The 17,930-nt window shown below is 55.3% G+C and carries 14 protein-coding genes; 6 read left to right on the forward strand and 8 right to left on the reverse strand.

Features of this window, described 5'->3' with window-relative positions; all coding sequences use genetic code 11:
* Positions 1-217: 217 nt before the first annotated feature.
* The 3 genes from F1728_RS13550 to F1728_RS13560 all read left to right on the forward strand — a co-directional run bounded on the left by F1728_RS13550 (position 218) and on the right by F1728_RS13560 (position 2,222).
* A complete protein-coding gene (locus F1728_RS13550; RefSeq protein WP_155364553.1) occupies positions 218-1,153 on the forward strand; it encodes a DUF1559 domain-containing protein in 936 nt (311 codons plus the stop codon).
* A gap of 160 nt (positions 1,154-1,313) precedes the next feature.
* Entirely contained in the window at positions 1,314-1,724 is a 411-nt protein-coding gene (locus tag F1728_RS13555) for a carboxypeptidase-like regulatory domain-containing protein (protein WP_155364554.1), read from the forward strand.
* Positions 1,725-1,823: 99 nt separating this feature from the next.
* Positions 1,824-2,222: a hypothetical protein gene (locus F1728_RS13560; protein WP_155364555.1), complete on the forward strand. Its 399-nt coding sequence runs from the start codon at positions 1,824-1,826 to the stop codon at positions 2,220-2,222.
* A gap of 9 nt (positions 2,223-2,231) precedes the next feature.
* Here the strand turns inward: F1728_RS13560 and F1728_RS13565 are convergent, their stop codons facing one another.
* Complete coding sequence (locus F1728_RS13565) at positions 2,232-2,633, reverse strand: hypothetical protein (protein WP_155364556.1); 402 nt, start codon at positions 2,631-2,633, stop codon at positions 2,232-2,234.
* A 265-nt stretch (positions 2,634-2,898) separates the two neighbouring features.
* On the opposite strand from F1728_RS13565, the gene F1728_RS13570 reads away from it, so the two are divergent.
* Both F1728_RS13570 and F1728_RS13575 read left to right on the forward strand, forming a co-directional pair.
* Positions 2,899-4,482, forward strand: coding sequence for a DUF4159 domain-containing protein (locus F1728_RS13570; protein ID WP_155364557.1), 1,584 nt, complete (start codon positions 2,899-2,901; stop codon positions 4,480-4,482).
* A gap of 89 nt (positions 4,483-4,571) precedes the next feature.
* A complete protein-coding gene (locus F1728_RS13575; RefSeq protein ID WP_194242811.1) occupies positions 4,572-5,300 on the forward strand; it encodes a DUF4159 domain-containing protein in 729 nt (242 codons plus the stop codon).
* A gap of 78 nt (positions 5,301-5,378) precedes the next feature.
* Here the strand turns inward: F1728_RS13575 and F1728_RS13580 are convergent, their stop codons facing one another.
* From F1728_RS13580 to F1728_RS13610, 7 genes are all read right to left on the reverse strand, one after another.
* The gene (locus F1728_RS13580; RefSeq protein ID WP_155364559.1) at positions 5,379-5,795 is read right to left on the reverse strand and encodes a hypothetical protein; all 417 of its coding nucleotides are present in this window, start codon (positions 5,793-5,795) and stop codon (positions 5,379-5,381) included.
* 86 nt (positions 5,796-5,881) lie between these two features.
* Positions 5,882-7,234 carry a right-handed parallel beta-helix repeat-containing protein gene (locus tag F1728_RS13585; protein ID WP_228030736.1) on the reverse strand — a complete coding sequence of 451 codons (1,353 nt, stop codon included), beginning with the start codon at positions 7,232-7,234 and terminating at the stop codon, positions 5,882-5,884.
* Positions 7,235-7,373: 139 nt separating this feature from the next.
* Positions 7,374-10,409: a carboxypeptidase-like regulatory domain-containing protein gene (locus F1728_RS13590; protein WP_155364560.1), complete on the reverse strand. Its 3,036-nt coding sequence runs from the start codon at positions 10,407-10,409 to the stop codon at positions 7,374-7,376.
* 409 nt (positions 10,410-10,818) lie between these two features.
* Positions 10,819-11,808 (reverse strand): carboxypeptidase-like regulatory domain-containing protein, encoded by a 990-nt coding sequence (locus F1728_RS13595; RefSeq protein WP_194242812.1) that lies wholly within the window; start codon positions 11,806-11,808, stop codon positions 10,819-10,821.
* 979 nt (positions 11,809-12,787) lie between these two features.
* Positions 12,788-13,477, reverse strand: coding sequence for a hypothetical protein (locus F1728_RS13600; RefSeq protein WP_155364562.1), 690 nt, complete (start codon positions 13,475-13,477; stop codon positions 12,788-12,790).
* 41 nt (positions 13,478-13,518) lie between these two features.
* Complete coding sequence (locus F1728_RS13605; RefSeq protein WP_155364563.1) at positions 13,519-14,052, reverse strand: hypothetical protein; 534 nt, start codon at positions 14,050-14,052, stop codon at positions 13,519-13,521.
* An 85-nt stretch (positions 14,053-14,137) separates the two neighbouring features.
* Positions 14,138-14,902 carry a hypothetical protein gene (locus F1728_RS13610; protein ID WP_155364564.1) on the reverse strand — a complete coding sequence of 255 codons (765 nt, stop codon included), beginning with the start codon at positions 14,900-14,902 and terminating at the stop codon, positions 14,138-14,140.
* A 557-nt stretch (positions 14,903-15,459) separates the two neighbouring features.
* Between F1728_RS13610 and F1728_RS13615 the strand changes: the two genes are divergently transcribed.
* On the forward strand, positions 15,460-17,874 hold the full coding sequence (locus F1728_RS13615; RefSeq protein WP_149342859.1) for a DNA gyrase/topoisomerase IV subunit A: 2,415 nt from the start codon (positions 15,460-15,462) through the stop codon (positions 17,872-17,874).
* Positions 17,875-17,930: the final 56 nt, after the last annotated feature.

Raw genomic sequence — 17,930 nt, forward strand, 5'->3', positions numbered from 1 at the left:
ACTTACGTTACTTGGATCTACCTGCGGAATGCTGAAGCGGTAAACAAGGCCCCATTCTCACGACAGGTAAATACCTCCTACAGTAAACACATTTATCTTAGGAAACACTTTCTTTCTTAACTATATTATTGAATTTCTAGAGTGAGTGTGGCTAACATAAGAGAGCGACTCAAATATTTTCAATTACATTTCTATTAAAATTTGAGGTCATGTCTTTATGAAGAGGAACAGTAGTGTGATCTGCGGCGTTCGCTGGCGTGGATTCACCTTGATCGAGCTTCTGGTTGTTATCGCCATCATTGCTATCTTAATTGCCCTTTTGCTGCCAGCTGTACAACAGGCGCGCGAAGCTGCCCGCCGCAGTACCTGTAAAAATAACCTGAAGCAGATGGGCGTTGCCTTTCACAATTACCACGACACACACCGCACCTTCCCTCCCGGCTGGATCGACGGCGATCAGACGCTGGGTGACGCATCCGAAACTGCCAACAAGAATGGTCTGGGCTGGGGCACAATGATTCTGCCTTTCATGGATCAGACTCCGCTGTATAACCTGATTGGAACTGAGACCAACGGTTTCACCATGAACTGGCACATCGGCTATACCGGTTCGACCTCCATCCCTTCCGCCAAAACCATTATTCCCGTGTATAACTGCCCGTCTGATCCGATGGGTGGCATCAATACCGACAAGGGAGGCTTTGGTAAATCCAACTATGCGACGGAACGCATCGTGATGGGCGTCAACAAGAAGCTGCAGATTCGTGATTTCCGCGACGGAACTACCAATACGATTCTGGTCGGCGAAGTAAGAACCCAGGACGAGACCGGAACAACCGGCAGCTGTGGTGGTGCCGCCTGTGATGAATTCATGGGTAAACTCTGGATCGGTGCCCGGACGGCTTCCTGGGGTTGGGAACGGGGTCTTCAGGCCGAAGACGTCTACTTCATCGGTTACAACGCACCGGATGACTTCATCAACGGTGGTGCCCGCACTGTGGCAGACCGGTTCGCTCTGTCAAGCCCTCACGTAGGCGGCGTGCATATTATGCTGGCCGACGGTTCTGTTCGTTTCCTGTCGGAAAACATCGACGTGAACACCTACGAATGGTTGAATGACGAGAGTGATGGAAACGTACTGGGCGAGTTCTAAGCACGCCTCCCTCGACGACTACTCGTCACCAATTTCGTGAAATCTACATTCTTGAGCACAACGGTTCTCAACTGAGAGCCGTTGTGCCTCTTTTGCTGCAGACCGAGAAGGACTGCAGCCATTCCCTAATTTCTCTATCTCAATCCAGAGTATTTTTAAGATGACAAAACACACGCTGCTGCTGATGTTTAGTTTGACACTTTCCCTGTTGCTGACCGCCTGTGGTGGCGCCCCCGATGACCAGCCCGAACTGGGTACGGTTTCCGGAGTGGTAACCATGGACGGCGCGCCGCTGCCGAATGCGAATGTGCGGTTCTATCCGGATGCGGGACGGGCGTCCGCTGCCAAAACGGATGACTCGGGTCATTACGAACTGATTTACATTCGCGACGAAATGGGAGCCGTTCCCGGCAAACACAGCGTCAAGATTACGACTCTTGACGAAGACGAAGACCCCTTCGGCACCCAGGGAAGTGAAACCGTTCCCGACAAATACAACAAGAAAACCACCCTGGAAGCCACCGTCGAACCCGGCAAGAACACAATCAACTTCGACCTGGAATCGAAGTAAGCGTTTTCGACTGAAGGTCGACCGTGATCTCCTGTGGATCTGAAGACAAAAGCCCGCTATCATGATGACAGCGGGCTTACTTCATTTCGGGTGCGAATTATGCAGACTCAGCTGGCTCAAAAAGCGTTTTCTCTGGAGCATCTCGTCGTACTCGGCAGAAAAATCCGCGCGGTGCTGCTGCATCCCCAGACTCTGTTACGCGGTCTGATCTATCTGCAGTGTCTGTTGACCCTGTTTCTATTCTGCCTGTTTCACGGCGGGCTGCGATTCCTGGGTCCTTATGAAACGATGCGACCTCTACTGCCTGCTCTGGATACCTGTATTTCGCTGGTTCCCATGCTGTGTGTCTGTTTTGGCTTTGCTTTTCTGATATTGTTCGGTTCGATTCAATATCCGGAGGGTCAAGCACGACTCTGCCTGATTTCTTACGCGGTCAACTTTGCTGCGGCGATCTTCTTCTGGTATTTCCTGTACGCCAGCCGAATTCCTGTGCTGTGAGTTCGCGGCTTACTCTCCGCTGTGGCCTGCGGAATCGAAGACCATCCATTTGGGAAGCGGGATGGAAGGACTGCGGGCGATGAGCAGCAGGCAGCCGATGACGATCACCAGGATCGGGATTTCGATATTGAAGGTGACGTAGCCGATCTGTCTCAGGACGGAGAGGGTGCTGGCGATGAGGAAGAAGGGGCCGATCAGGACGGAGGACTTGTCGATTCCGCTGACGGCGAAGGAGGTCAGGCCGGTGATCGCCAGGCCGAGAATCCAGATCCAGTTGAGTCCGGGCACGATGTTGAGTGTCGTCAGTAACCAGCCGGTGCCGATAGCGATGATGAGCAGCGGAATGACCAGTGTTTTGCGGTTCGAGGCGGCGATTTCAGCAGCAGGCTGGGTGACTGGCGTATTCATCATTCTGACATCCTGTTCTAAAAGGTTGAAAGTGGCTTGATATCATTCAGGCGGTGTCCCGTCTGGAATCTCACGCGGTTTCGGGAAAAAATCTGAGATTTTCAGGGAAACGGCGTTCCGCGTCGATTTGAGGCTCTATTTCAGGGAGGAAACGCACATTGACGCTCCCCCTGACTCAGAATTAGGATAGTACTTAGCATATCCGTCCTGACTTCCCCTCTTCTGCCGGACCAGCTGTCGCCAGTTACCTTTCACGTGGTTCGAATTGATGCCTGATCGCTTTACCGCTGTTCGCTTTTTTGTTCTGTTGTTGTGCGTCTGCCTGATGGCGGGGGGATCGTTGTCTGTCCCGGTTCGGGCTGCGGAACCGGTCACGCGGGACGCGGTCCTGAACTCGATCGAACAGGCGCGCCACTATTTATTGAAACAACAGCAGACCGACGGCAGCTGGCAACTCGCAGCGCGTCCGCAACAGACGCTGGTACTGACGAGCTTCACGCTGCACGCTCTGCTCCACGCTGGGATGACGCCCGAAGCACCGGAAATTCAGCGGGGGTTAAAGTGGCTCCGTCAGCAGGATCCCGTCAAGACGCATGAAATCGCCTTGATGCTGGAGACGCTGGCCACCGCGGGTGAACCGCAGGACCTCGTGTTGCTGAAGCGTTTCACGGAGAAACTGGAGTCCGGTCAATCCGAGGGTACCAACGACGGTGCCTGGAGCTTTGGGAACTCAGAGAAGAACTACGCACACTACGCCGCACTGGGTCTCTATGAAGCGGCGCAGCAGGGAGTGGCCGTGCAGTCCGCGACCTGGCAGCGGGCCCGTGAACACTGGTTAAAGCGACAGCGTGCCGATGGGGGCTGGGGTTCTCAGAACAGTCAATATAGCCGGGGTGGAATCACTGCAGCGGGAATCGCGTACCTGGTTTCGACTCAACATCAGCTCCGCGCCGCGCAGGCCGATCTGAATGCAGCAGGCAAGCCGGACTGCTGTGGTCTGCCGTTCCGCGATGAAGCAGTTGAAGCGGGTTGTCGCTGGCTGGGCGATCATTTCACGGTGACACACAATCCCAGTGCCGACCCACTGGCCGATGGTTCGGTCGGCTACCTCTATTATCTTTACTGCCTGGAACGGGTGGGTCGGCTCACAGGCCGTCGTTATTTCATCAGCAGTACCGGACAACGGCACGACTGGTATTCCGAGGGGGCTGCGTATCTGGTCGCACATCAGAATCCGATCACGGGTGCCTGGAAAGGGGCACCAGTTCTGCTGGAAGACTGTGAGATCCTGGCGACCAGTTATGCCCTGCATTTTCTCGCGCGGGGTCTGACGCCGATTCTCGTCGGTCGGCTGGAATGGGGTACGGGAACCGGAGCGGATCAGGCCGACCTTCCGGGGTCGGCACATGACACGCCGGCGGCGGCCTGGAACCTGGCACAATTTACCAGTCGTCTCAAGGGCTGGCCGAAACGATTGACGTGGCAGTCGATCGACATGCAACGAGCCGGGCCTGAGGACCTCGGACTGGCGCCGGTTGTGGTGCTCGATGTTGCGGACGCTGGTCTGTTGACCGAACCACAGACGCGTCTGTTGCGGGACTATCTGCAGCAGGGCGGATTTCTGTTTGCCGTCGGAGGCTGCCGAAGTCCTTCACCGGACCTGGCGATGCAGTCACTGGTCGCGAGGCTTTATCCCGAAGGTGAAACGCAGTTACGGAAGCTGGAAGGTTCGCACCCCGTCTATCGCAGCGAATTTCCGTTGAGTGATCGCCAGAGTGGTGCACCGCTGGTGGAACTCTGGGGGCCGAGACCGGCTGCCGAACCGCGATTATCTATGCCCCAGAAGACCTGACCTGTCTCTGGGAAAAATGGTCGCCGGTAACGCGAGCAGATCGACCTGCGCCGTTCGAGAAGTACCTCACACGTGCGCTGCAGACGGGTGTGAATGTCTGCGCCCTGACGGCGGGACGGACGTTGATCCGCGAGCTGCCGCGCACCGCATCCGAGCGGAAGCAGACCGACGCGGAGCGGATTGAACATCGGCTGCTGAACATCGCCCGCATCCGCCATTCCGGTGAATGGGATGCTGCCCCGCAGGCTCTACAGAAATTGCTGCAGGCGATGAACCAGGTGTCTGCGGTGCAGGTCGCGACGAAACCGCGACTGCTGTCATTGACCGACGAGCGACTGTTTGCCCACCCCCTGCTCTATCTGCATGGCCGATATGGATTCGCCCTCGATCAGGGTGAACAGCAGAAGCTGCGCACTTACCTCAAACAGGGGGGCGTGCTGTTTGCGGATGCCTGTTGTGGAGCAGACGAATTCGATCAGAGTTTCCGACGACTGGCCGAACAGCTGTTTCCGGGAAAACGTCTGAAGCGGATTCCCGTCGACCACGAACTCTTTTCGCGTAACACCGGATTTGAACTGCGGGAAGTTCGTTTCCGTCACCCGATTGATCTGCAGACGAAAACCAATGAGGAACGGGTGACCCGCATCGCTCCTGAAATCGAGGGGATCGAAATCGATGGTCGACTGGCGGTGCTCTACAGCAGCTACGACCTGAGCTGCGCTATCGAACACGGAGACCGCATCGCCTGCCCGGGCTATGTCGCTGAAGACGCCGTGAAACTGGGATTGAACATTGTCTGGTATTCTCTGCTACAGTGAGACACTGTGGCGTTTTAATGGTGCCAGAGGTTTGAGAAGCGGAAGCGGGGTTTGACATTTGCGTGTGGTGGCGGCATGTCATTCATGGGTGGAGTCCGTCATGAGTGAGGGCAGTCTGCGATGTCTGAACGGTAGACGTGCTTTGTCAAAGGCGGTGGTCCAGGTTTTCTCCCAGGCGGGGTCGGTGCAGTCGGCATCGATCTGATTGTCCCTGTATAAGAGGATTCCCCCCGATTTACTGCCGACGCTGTATAACACCAGATCCAGTACTCCCGAGGTTCGCTTCCAGACCAGTAAGGAGACGGCCAGTTGGACCAGATGCTTCCGACCGAGGCCGTGATCTTTGCGTTCTTCGACTTCACACCAGAGAATGACGTTCGGATCGATACCATACTTATGTTGAACTGCGAGTCTGTGTTTTTCATTGCGGGGAAGCACCGTACACAACAGCCCCGGCTTTCCCGCCGAATCGGGAAGTTCTGAGGAACGATACATCGATTGCTGCTCGATCAGCCACTGCAACAGTTCCCTTGGAGTGCAGTCAATGTTCAGGGAGAATGCGTAAATGCGGGTCAGACTGTCTATGGCTTCAACTCCACATTGCTGATGCCTTCGCGGCCCGGGTCGAAGATGTTGTTGGAGAGATGAATGCCGGTCGCTTTGCGGGCGATGCGGATGGCGTAAACGTAGCGCGGTCCCTGCTCTGTTTTGTCCGGGTGGAAGCGACCCGAATTCTGGACGATGTTTCCCTGGATGACAACGTCGGACAGAGGCGGGTTGTCTGGTTTCTGACCTTCGTCGAGCAGGATCGGATTTCCCTGACTGCCCCAGATCCAGTGGGCGTTGCCGAAGCCGAACTGGGAGATAATATTGTTCGCGATGATCGAACCGCCATCGCTGTTATCGACGCAGGCCGACTCTGATGGTGATTCCTGGCGGGCCGCGTGAGAGGCGGCGCCCGGCATCAGGCCGATACTCCAGAGATCGTTTTTGATGAACTGGTTGCCGATGATGGTGACGTTGCGGGAGCCGTGCATCGCTTTCATGCCAACGAAGCAGTTGGAGACGATATTCTGGGCGACGATGACATGGTCGGAGTGCAGGTCGATGCCCTGCGCACCGTTTTCGATTGTGTTGCCCAGGATCTGCGTACGATCGCTGGCGGTGGGCGAAGTGACGATGATGGCCGATCCCTGGTGCCAGTTTTTGACCGATTCGCGTTCCCAGGTCTCCTGGCTGGTGAGTGTCCCTTTGGTCGCGTTCTTTTTGACGAACTGGCCGAGCTGGTGTTGCTGCTGGACTGCGGGTGTGGGCAGCAGTTCGGTTTCGGTGATACGATTGCCCTGGATCAGGGTGCCTGTGCTGGCGTTGACGACGATGCCGGTGCCGTCGATGCAGTAAAAGGCGTAGCCCCAGTCGGGAGACGCGGTACGGTCGTCGACGGCGATCCGCATGTAATTCGTGATCGTGCAGTTGCGGATGGTGGCGTTGCGACAGTTGAGCAGATAGAAGACGCCGGACCGGGTGCGATGATTCAGTACCGTAACGTTGTCGAGGACCAGATCCTGACAGTCGCGCAGGTTAATGGCTTCGATGGCGGTCGTCTGTTTATCCTCCGGTCGAGTGAGAACGAGGTCACGAAACCGGACTCCCTTTCGATGTTCGACTTCGATGAACGGGGCTGCGGGGTTCGTCTGAATAATGCGTCCCGGACCAAACAGGCCGCTGCCATCACTGCGGATGACCAGTTTTTCCGAGATCTCATAATCGCCGGCGGGGAGGAAGAGCATCCGCCCCGGCTGGGCATCGAGGGCCGCCTGAATCGATTGGCCGGTGGTGACCATTGGAAAGGGCTGGTTGTTTTGTGCCCGGCTGGAGGTGGCGGAGACGAGAAGGCTGAAGCAAAGAAGCGTCGGCATGGTGAGTGAGCGCATGGGAGATCCTGTTTTTAATTCGAGCGCAGACACGGTCTGTTTCCTGCTCGCTGCGCTCGGCCCGAATTGCATTCGGGCCCACCGTGGTTTTTGAAACGATGGATTCGATTATACCTGTCATGCGCGTCGCAGGCGACGATCAGTCGTCTTTCTGTTTCAGGGCATCGACGAGTTCGTTGATTTCGGTATCGTTCAAGCGAATGGCGGTTTTCTCCAGCATTTTCCGGTAATGTTCCCGGCCGCTGGTTGAGCTGGGGAAGCCGATGTTCTGGTCTTCGTCTTGATCGTTGTTGCTCGTAACGAGAATTTTGCCGTCGGCATCCAGAATCGCCCACCAGGGAATTCCACCCGGGGCATCGTTGCGGAGTTTCTTCATGATCTCATGCGTGCCGCTCCAGCGGTGATCCAGCTTGATCCAGATATAGTCACGCTCCCAGATTTTGCGTTCGCGATCAAGGTAGAGTGAAAGCAACCGACAGGGACCACACCAGGTGGCCGTTTCCTGCACGATGACGCGTTTGTTCTGTTCCTTGGCCTGCTTGAGCGCGGTTTCGAGTAATTCTCTGGCATCGCGGGTCGGGTACGGATTGGCTTTGAGAAACTTGAGCAGCTTCTCTTTACTGACTTTGCCGTCGGCTGAGAGGTTGGCAAAGCTGATTTCTGCTTGTTGTTTGCTCTGCGCATCGAAGATGAATAGACCTGGCTGCGGTGCAGCTGATTCCAACCCCAGATTTTTCTGGATCTCCCGGGCTTTTTCGGACAGAGTGTTCGCTTCTCCCTCCTCGCTGACCAGAAGCTGGAAACTGGGCATGAGATCGCGAATTTCTTTGTCGTTATATCGCAGCGTCATGAATTGCCGCACGGCTTCTGAAGAGCGATCGCCATACAGGATCAGCAGGTACTGATTCGTGAGGCGCGCTATTTTTGCAGCGCTTGCGTAACGTTCTTCAGGTGTCCCCTTGGTGTCATAGGCGGCAGCGATGCGTTCCTCGATGGTGGGTGGGACATATGGTTTGGGGGCCGGCTGGACTTCGACTTCACCCAGGTCGACCGGCTGGCTGTCTTTCACCTTCACTTCACCGGCGGTACGCCAGGAGATATTGGCGGGATTCTTGTCCCGGCGGATGACCAGGGAGAGATTGTACTTCTGCCCGACGACCAGGTCCTTTAGCTCAAAGCGTCCCACATCATCGGTGGTCACTTTGCCCCCATACGCGGTTCGGAAGGCAGAGAAACGATCTTTGCCCAGATAGACTCTGACTCCGTATTGTAGTTCGCGGCCTTTCAAGGGTTCCCCACTGGCGCCATCAATCAGAGTGCCGAAGGCTGATCCTGAGGGTTGGAGGGGGATGGTCACGGTTTTGTCGTCCGGTCCGATCTCCACGACGCCTGTCAGTGTCTTATCCTTGTTGCGGGCATAGATGACCACCTTGTGGAGTTCACGTTCGACTTCGAACTTCCCTGCTTTGTTGGTCGTGGCCTGCATATCACGACCGGCGAGACCGTGGCGATAAATGCCGGAGATCGAAGCATCGGGTACGGGCTGGGCTGGATTGCCTGCAACGACTGTGCCGTTCAGGATGCCTTTCTCCGGACGGACGGTATGGAAATTGAATTCTTTTTCGGTCTCTGTCGTTATATCAAACTTCTCGATCTTGTTTTGTAACGGGCCGCGCAGATCGAACTTGCCGGAGCCTACGAACAGTTCGAAGTCGCCGTTTTTATCTGTCGTCGTGCGCCGAACGATCATGGGGCGCACCGATTTCCGGCTCTTCTCCGGGTTCGGCAGATAGACGTCTTTCATATTGTGGGCGGCCTGACCGTACTGGTAGGAGTAGATCGTCTGTCCCTCGACCGGCTGATTGTCTTTGCCGGTCGTGACGCAACCAAAGAGACGGGTGGCGGGGCGGAGCTTGAAATCGAGACTGGTACGGGGCTGGTCTGGCCGGAGGGCGAAGCCGGTTTGGGGCGCTGCGGCCCATTTCTCATTTCCGGCGGTCACGAGGTAAACCATGTTGGGGGCAGCTTCAATGGTATAGTGTCCCTGGTCATCGGTGGTTGTCGTGCCGCGGAAGGAATCGATCATATAGCCTTCTCCGGATGCAGAAATCGGAATGCCTGCCGCCGGGGATCCATCGGGAAGGGAGACCTTGCCTGAGAGGGGGACAAGTTTCTGCAGGCGCATGGTCAGCTTGCCTTTGTCTTTCTCCGGGTCATACATGGTGCGGAGGTGCGCGTATCCTTTCTCGCGGGGCCACATGGTAATGGGCGTCTGCTGCCAGTGCGGAATCCAGTCGAAGTTGACCGTGCCTGACTGATCGGTTTCCGCCTGAATCAGTTTATAGAAAAACGAGAGATTGACATCGCGGGGCTGACCTTCTTTTTTGAGATACCAGGGAGCGACGTTGACGCCGGGCAGCGGCTTACCGGCGGTGTCGACGACTTTGATCGACAGTGGTTGTGTGCCATCCAGGGTCAGGCGAATGGGATGGTTGGGGACCTCCGGACGTTTGGCCTGCTGATCGCCGTATTGTTCGCGCGAGAGTTCATAGGACCGGTAGTCGAGACCGTGCCCGTCGCTGAAGGCGAAGATGGTTTGAATATCGAGATCCTGAGGAATAAGGTAGGTTGCTTTACCGGTCTGATCGGCCTGTTGCGAACCCCAGCCCCGGTAATTCGCGAGCAAGGCTGTCGTAGCTCCGGGCAGGGGTTTTCCGTCACCATCCACCACTTCCAGGACCAGACGCCGCGGCGGTTTGAGCTGCAGGCGCAGTTTGTCGAGAGAGGGATCCACTTCGATGGTCTGCCAGGGGAGACGAAAATGTGCCATCTGCTGATCGGGGCCGCTTACCTGGATGGTCTGACCGCGCAAGCGAGCGGACTTGCCTTTGAAGGTGAACCGGCCCCGGGCGTCGGTCTGCGTCTCAATATTGGAGTTGTCGGAAAAGCTCTGGGCTGAAAAATCGATCAAGACCTGCGCGTTGGCGACGGGCTTGTCCTGTGCATCAACGACGGTACCCTTAATGGTCAGTTCGGTCTCCTCAGCAGGCTCCGCGGCGTGTAACACGACGGGTGCCAGCAGTGTTGATAACAGCAACAGGGAGCAGAGGAACCTGAGGGCGCGATTTTGTGAACGATTGAATGTGCAACGACTGAGCAGCGTTGAATGGACCATGGCAACAGAACTCGCGAGAGAGGAGTAGAGAATGGTTTCTCAGTTCACAATCCCCGGGTGTGCCTGAGCCCGGCTGGTGTGCTGGTCGGCGTGAGTGGTGTCACTGACCGGGGGAATCTGAGACGCTACCCGCGGTTCGTTGCCGACACTTTTGATGATAGCGAATGGGATACAGGGGTTCAAATCTTTTCTGGTGGTTTCGATTTGCTACCACGAAAAGGGCGAAAATGAACCGGTTACGATGAAACCGGTGAGCATCACTTTGTCGTACTTAGAATCCTGAAAACTGAAAGGGTGCTGTTTCCTGTTGTCTGTGACGACTACCGATTACGTGCGTGGTAACCAGGTTGATTTTTTGCTACCACGAAAAGCACGAAAGACACGAAAATGGCCTGGTGGCAGACCTGGGTCAGGGTTTGCGGTCTTGTTCTGGTGCAGGTGGTTTGGGGGTGAGTTGGACAGTTAAGGTGCCCTTGTCTTTGCTGGGCTCGTAAGCGATTCGGTGGGGGATGTATTCCCTGTTTTTGACCCAAAAGTAGATTCGCTGTTTCTGCCAGTGGGGAAGCCAGGCGAAGACAGTCGTGCCTGCGTTATCCGTGGTCTGTTCGAGCTGCCGGGTTACGTAGAACATGAGTGGCAGCGGCATGGGCAAAGGCTGGTCTGGCTTCCACACAGACTGCGGCTCAAGACCGATACCAGACAGCGGTTTGCCCTCGGCTGACTCAAGTTTGATTTTGAGGGGTTGGGCGCCTGCGAGCGTTAACCGCAGTGGATGATCGGGAAACTTCGCTGGTTTGGCACCTGGTTTGTATTTGTCTTCCAGTTTCAGACGGTAAGCTCGATAGTCGGCCCCGTAGCCATCGCGGAGGGCGACGGCATATTTCAGATCGACATCCGGGGGGATCTGAAACGTAATTTTTCCTGCACTGTCGGTCTTGCCGATCCCCCAGGTTTTCGTGAGGGCCATGATGCCCGTGAGGGCTGCGGGAACCGGTTTGCCTTTCGCGTCGACGACTTCCAGCTCGATGCGCTTCGGTGGTGTCAGCTGTAGACGGAGGTCGTTCAATTCAAGCAGTTTCGGTTCCCTTAATGAAGGGCCGGGCAGAGAGAGTTGTGCCATCCTGTTTTGCGAGTCTCTGGCCTGCAGGGTCTGTCCCTGAATGTGCCAGAGGTCGTCGGTTAACTTGAAGCGTCCCTGGGCATCGGTGGTGGTTTCGAGGTTGGGCAGGTCTAACTCGAACCAGTCACGCGACTCGATGAAGACCCTGGCCCCGGCGACGGGTTGATTCTGTTGATCGACCACGGTGCCCTGGATTGTCTGCTGGAGGGGAGTTCGCGGGTTGTCGGCGCGACTCTGTAAGGGCGCCAGCAGAGTGAGTGACAGGAGGAGTAAGTGCATTGCGAAAGGCGATCTGCCGACGCGGTTCGAGGCACGCAGAAAAACGGTAATGAGCTGAGACATGATGTGTGACGTTTTTAAAAGATGGAACGATGTTTTCATTTCGCCATTTCGGGTGTGCCTGAGCCCGGAGCGATGAGGTGCCGGTATGAGTAGTGTTTATTGGGCAGCGGTCTGGTGTGATGCTGCGGGTTGTTCATCTCCGGTCTGTGTGATGATATCGGGTAGAATGCGGGTGTGCAATTTTTTACGTCTTGTCGTGGGGAAAGTTCTGTTGTGATGATGAGGGGTGCTGTTTTGATTGATTGCCTGTGGGTCGAGACTGGAATATCGTCCGTCTCAGCTGACACATATTACCTGTGGTCAGGGCGTGTTTCATAATTCGAACGGTTCAGAGCAAAATCGTTTCAACCGGGGCTAACGCCCTGCGGCTAATTTGGCTTTTCTGTTGTTGAAGTCTTGAAAACAAAAGTAACAACACACCTTCAACCAAGGTGATTATGACATAGCTAATGCTATAGATCTCATTATCACGATGGGGAAGAGAGGAGGCTGTCTGATGTTGTTGAATCATCGTGAAGGGGACGGGGGAGTCAAGACAGAATTTTGTCCTGGTGTGGCCGGATTTTGTCCTGATTGGTCCGGGATTTTGTCCAGGTGTGTCCCGGTTCTGTCTCGAATTGCCCTGAACATTGAGGCGTTTATTCACTGTAGAGAGAAAAGCAGTGCGAGATGTTCCCGTGAAGAGAGGGTGAAAATGGAGGGTGATTCCGGTGGTGATGTGTCACTGGTGCGACGTGTTCCGGTGATCGCTGACCTGCCTCGCGCGCGAGCCAGAAGGGGAAGAGGATACGTGGTGGCGGGGTGTGGTCAAGAGCAGGTTTGCACCCCAGGTAAACAGCCAGAGCCACTGCCTGAAGTTCAGGAGTGGCTCTGGTGTCTGATGTTGACGAAATCGTTTCTGAATTGGGGTTCAGAATTACTTCTCGTAAGAAGCCTGGTTCAGCTTGGAAGGCTCTGGCGGTACATCAGGAGTTTCTTCCTGCTGTTGAGGAGCGGCTTCCGGCTGAGCTTCGACGGGGGCACCGGTGGAGTAGTAAACCGGTCCCTGTCCGTAGTAGTTATGACCTCGACAGTGTTTGCAGCCATGTCCGCGGCAGGCACGACAGTCACGTGTGTGGTACATGCTTGGATCTGGTGGCGGTGGAATCATGCCGGCCCGTGGTTGCCAGGTCGGTACACTCTGGTAGTAGAAACCGAGCTGGGTGGTATCGGTGGGCATGTAGATCTGCGGATAGTTCGCCGGTCCGGTGGGGCCGGGCTGTCCCATGTACTGGTTCGAGTAGTACCGCTGATACTGCACGGGGGTGCGTTGAATCATTTGAGCGGAAGGAGGACACCAGCCATGACCGGGTGAAGTATGACATTTTCTCAGGAAGGCCCAGCCTTCGCGTGAGTTGTAATTGCGATAGACGCCGTCCCCGTCAAAGCGGTCGGAATAGCCGGGGGGGCAGTTATAGCCGTAGCCACCACCTCGCACGTGATGACCGACCTGCTGGATCTGTCCCGCGCCGGCGGTTGTTTTCTCTTCAGCACTTGCTGTCACAGTATGGAGCATGACGCCGGTTACTGCCAGAATCGCAAGGCTTTGCACGCTTAAGATTTTCATGTGAATCTTCCTGGACCCGATAAAGGCTACTGGGTTTTAAATTACTGAACGATGCGAGAAATGGGAGTAATGCGGCTGGAGGGAACGCCCCATCCGTAGTTGTAAGTCTGACGTACGGTCGGAGCCAGAGGCACAGCCACAGGAACGCCATAGCCCTGAGCACCATACAGCTGTCCGTCGCGACCATCGAAGTAGTAAGGATCGACGGCGTATGTCATTTTGTAGTGTCCGATAGGAGCACAGCCTTTACCACCGCAGCCGGTGGGAATGAAATAACCGAATTTGCAACGGAAGAATTCGCGAAGCGATCCGCGTTTTCCGATGCCGGCTGAAGTCCGACAGTGCGGACAGTCACCACCACCCGAGTACGTAGCACCGTTCGAGTAGGAGTAGACATGGTTGTGTTTGCAACCACATTTATCATTGAGGTAGCCCACCTGCTGGATGGGAGCAGCCTGTTTCTGATTCAGTTTCAGGCCGCCAGGCTCACCTGCATGCAGGCCCTGAGCAGAGAGAACCGTCATAATGCCGGCGACTGCGACGAGCCCTGCGATTTTATAAGTTAACTTGTGCATTTTATAACTTCCTGATCGTATCTCTGAGTGAATGGCTCAGCGTGATAAACGTTTTCCGGTTGCAACAACGCTCCGTGAGAGGCCGTTATCTCACCATAGGAGGAATGAACTTGGGGAAAAATCCGAAATCTGATTTGTACTTCACGTTGACGCGGGTACCTTCGAGTTCCCAACGTTCGTGGGAACGCATACCGAAGGGAGTCCAGATCCAGCCCCCTTTAACGTTGTAGAAGTAAGGGCCATACATGGCGTTGTACTCATGCGGATAGAGCATCTCATGCGGAGAGAACGCCTGGTTGGTGATAATGGTCCGTCCCACGTAATCGGGAATCCCCGGTTTGGGACTGGGATACATGGGAGCTCCCAGCTGCGGGTATCCGGGCAGGACGTTCATACCAGCCATCGATGGCATGGGCTGAGCGGCTTTGTAATGTTTATGGTCTTTGAAGTGTCCGTGGCTGATGGGTCGTGCCTGGACAGCATTGTCGAAGGGAGCCGGTGTGGAGGTAATGATCCGCGGCTGATTGCTGACCTGCTGGATCGGACCGTATCCCGAGGAACGCCGACCGAGAGTAGGACGCTTGACGAACACTTTCTGGCTGGACTGCTGGGGAGCTGCCTGCTGTTCGTGAGCGACCTGCTTGACGTCAGCCGACTGATCCTTGGAGCGGCTGAATGTTCTTTTGAACCAGCTGACCGGATTATATTTGGACGTACTCGACTGGACTTCCTGCTGCACAACGGCATTATTGACCGCACCTGGCTCAGCAGCATGTAGTGCCGGCGCCATCAGAATAAACGCCGGTAACAGTCCTGTGAGCAGGGTTACCTTCAGACTCGTCTGAGCCATAACAATCCCTCCCTGGATTTTATTGTGGTTAATCCACCAATGAGACTGCGGCGAAGGCTCGTCGGACCTCCGTCAGTCAATTATAATGTTCAAATGTCTTGTGTCTGAACCGGTACTGGTTCCCCGTTGTGGCTGAGTCATGTCACAAAGACCGCAGCGAGCCCCGAAATAGATGAATTTTCACTTTTCAGAGTTCCGGTCAATTTTGTATGTTTCAATCGCCAGATTGCGACCCTCTCGAAAAGAAAGCCACTAGTCCAAATTTCGGCTGGCAGGAATCGTCGGAATGAGTCATTTTGTAACTACGATGACGATTCGTCCTATTTTCCCGAATTATTGTCTATTTAACGGGTTACGAGTGGCCTTATCTGTTCAATAATCGTCTTAACAGATACAATCCTCAATGTTTTCACAAACAGAAAATTCGACACATTTTTCTTAAACTACCAGCGGGAATGACCCGAATTCTGAATAATAAGCCCGCCTGAGATCGATATACTGATGGTCGTCTGCTGACCTTCAGTCAGGACGGGTAATCGAAGTTTTTGGAGAGACTCTTGGCGAAACGAAAATCAGCCAGTAACGGCGCAGAGAATGGCACCAACGGAAACGCCAGCGTTGAAACGGACCGTATTGAATATGTTCCCATCAGTGAGGTCACGCGACGTCGCTATCTGAACTACGCGATGTCAGTCATCACTTCCCGGGCGTTGCCTGATGTCCGGGACGGTCTGAAGCCGGTACAACGCCGCATTTTGTATGTCATGTACCACGACTTGCGTCTGGTGGCCAATGCGAAGCCCCGTAAGTGTGCCAAAATCTGTGGTGATACCACGGGTAACTACCATCCTCACGGTGACGCTTCCGTGTACGATGCCCTGGTCCGTCTGGCCCAGGACTTCAACCTGAGGAACCCTCTGGTCAATGGTCAGGGGAACTTCGGTTCGATTATGGGTCTGCCGGCCGCTGCTGCCCGTTATACGGAAGCCCGTCTGACCGGCATCGCAGAGCATCTGATGAATGAGCTGCGATACCAGACCGTCGAAATGCGTCCCAACTATGATGGTACCCGCAATGAGCCGGTCGTGCTGCCGGCCCGCTTCCCTAACCTGCTGGTTAACGGAGTACACGGGATTGCCGTCGGGATGGCGACGAACATTCCACCTCACAATCTGGGTGAAGTAGTCAAAGCCTGCACGCACCTGATCCATCATCCCGATGCGACCGTGGCCCAATTAATGAAATACATTAAAGGTCCCGACTTCCCGCTGGGAGGCCGGATCGTCACGGACAAACGCTCTCTCACCAATGTCTATAAGGATGGCCGCGGACCGATCAAAATCCGGGGCGAGTGGAAGATCGATACAGACAAAAAAGCCAGTTCGAAAAATGCCCAGCGGCTGATCGTTTATTCGGTACCTTATGCCGTCGAAACCGGATCTCTGCTGTCGGAAATCGGGGGTATTGTCGAATCGCGGAAGCTGCCCCAGCTGCTGGATGTCGCGGACGAAACGGACGACAAGAACGGTCTGAAGATCGTCCTGGAGATCAAGCCGGATGCCGACCCTGAAACGGTAATGGCCTTCCTGTACAAGCACACGCACCTGGAACAGAACTTCGCCGTCAACCTGACCTGCCTGGTTCCCGATGATTCAGACGTGCTGATCCCCCACCGTTGCGATCTGCGGGAGATGTTACAGTACTTCCTGGACTTCCGTTTCATTACGGTCCGCCGCCGCTTCGAATATCAGCTGGAACAGCTGGAACGCCGGATCCATATCCTGGAAGGTTTCGAAATCATCTTCAACGGGCTGGATAAAGCCCTGAAACTGATTCGTGCCAGTAACGGGAAACAGGATGCCGCTCAGAAGCTGATGGCCGAATTTCCGCTGGATGAAATCCAGACCATGGCCATTCTGGAACTGCAGCTGTACCGCATCTCGAAACTGGAAATCAATACGATTCGCGAGGAGCTGGAAGAGAAACGGGCCGAAGCGGACCGGATTCGCAAGATCCTGGCTTCCGACAAACGACTCTGGAAGGTCGTTGAAACCGAACTGAAGGAACTGGGCGAGGAATTCCCCGAGAAACGCCAGACGAAGCTGGGTTCTTCGGACGAAATTACCGAGTTCGATCCGCAGGCGTATATCGTCAAAGAAAACACGAACGTGGTGGTCACCCGCGAGGGATGGATCAAACGTGTCGGACGGCTGCAGACCAAAGGCGATACCCGAGAACTCGCCAAAACGCGTGTCCGCGAGGGAGACAGCGTGCTGGATGTCGCACCGGGAAGCACCCTGGATCATGTGGTGTTCTTCTCCAGCGATGGCGTCGCCTATACGCTGCCGATCGAGCAGGTTCCGGTCTCCTCGGGTTACGGTGAGCCGCTTTCGAAACATGCCCGCATGGGTGACGGGGCGAGCCTGGTCGCTGCGATTACGACAGACGCCCGGTTCACACCAGAAGATAAAGCGACGAAGAAAGAGCCGATTCCTACGCCGCACCTGCTGATCGTCACCGAAAAGGGGCAGATCATGCGGATTTCGTTCAGCCTGTTCCGCCAGGCATCGACGAAAGCGGGCCGTAAATTCTGTCGGCTCGGAAAAGACGACCGGGTGGTCTATGCCGGCCTGGTGGATGAGGCGGAAACGATGTTTATCGCAACCAAAGATGCCCGTGTGTTACACTGTGAGATCGAAGAAGCAGCCCTGCTCTCGAATCCCGGTAAAGGGGTTAAAGGGATCAAGCTGGAAAAAGGGGACTCCGTCATGGGTGCCCTGCAGCTCACACGACCCAGCGACTGTCTGCGGGTCATCAATACCAGTGGCAAGAAAATGACGTTCGGGCAGATGAAGTACGGCGTCACGTCTCGCGGTGGTAAAGGGGTCAAAACCAGCCAGCGGAGCGGATTCGCCGAGATCCTCTATCCGCCCATTGAAGTGGTGGACTGGGACGAGATCGAACAGGAATAAGCCTGCAGCGGGGCGATGTTCCCATCGCGAGCAGACAAACAATTCAGTTACAAGTT

The organism is Gimesia benthica, assembly GCF_009720525.1.
In the GTDB taxonomy this organism is placed as follows: domain Bacteria; phylum Planctomycetota; class Planctomycetia; order Planctomycetales; family Planctomycetaceae; genus Gimesia; species Gimesia benthica.

Coding starts and splice junctions, on each gene's coding strand:
- F1728_RS13550 (WP_155364553.1), top strand. CDS start 218: ATGAAGAGGAACAGTAGTGTGATCTGCGGCGTTCGCTGGCGTGGATTC.
- F1728_RS13555 (WP_155364554.1), top strand. CDS start 1,314: ATGACAAAACACACGCTGCTGCTGATGTTTAGTTTGACACTTTCCCTG.
- F1728_RS13560 (WP_155364555.1), top strand. CDS start 1,824: ATGCAGACTCAGCTGGCTCAAAAAGCGTTTTCTCTGGAGCATCTCGTC.
- F1728_RS13565 (WP_155364556.1), bottom strand. CDS start 2,633: ATGATGAATACGCCAGTCACCCAGCCTGCTGCTGAAATCGCCGCCTCG.
- F1728_RS13570 (WP_155364557.1), top strand. CDS start 2,899: ATGCCTGATCGCTTTACCGCTGTTCGCTTTTTTGTTCTGTTGTTGTGC.
- F1728_RS13580 (WP_155364559.1), bottom strand. CDS start 5,795: ATGTATCGTTCCTCAGAACTTCCCGATTCGGCGGGAAAGCCGGGGCTG.
- F1728_RS13585 (WP_228030736.1), bottom strand. CDS start 7,234: ATGCGCTCACTCACCATGCCGACGCTTCTTTGCTTCAGCCTTCTCGTC.
- F1728_RS13590 (WP_155364560.1), bottom strand. CDS start 10,409: ATGGTCCATTCAACGCTGCTCAGTCGTTGCACATTCAATCGTTCACAA.
- F1728_RS13595 (WP_194242812.1), bottom strand. CDS start 11,808: ATGCACTTACTCCTCCTGTCACTCACTCTGCTGGCGCCCTTACAGAGT.
- F1728_RS13600 (WP_155364562.1), bottom strand. CDS start 13,477: ATGAAAATCTTAAGCGTGCAAAGCCTTGCGATTCTGGCAGTAACCGGC.
- F1728_RS13605 (WP_155364563.1), bottom strand. CDS start 14,052: ATGCACAAGTTAACTTATAAAATCGCAGGGCTCGTCGCAGTCGCCGGC.
- F1728_RS13610 (WP_155364564.1), bottom strand. CDS start 14,902: ATGGCTCAGACGAGTCTGAAGGTAACCCTGCTCACAGGACTGTTACCG.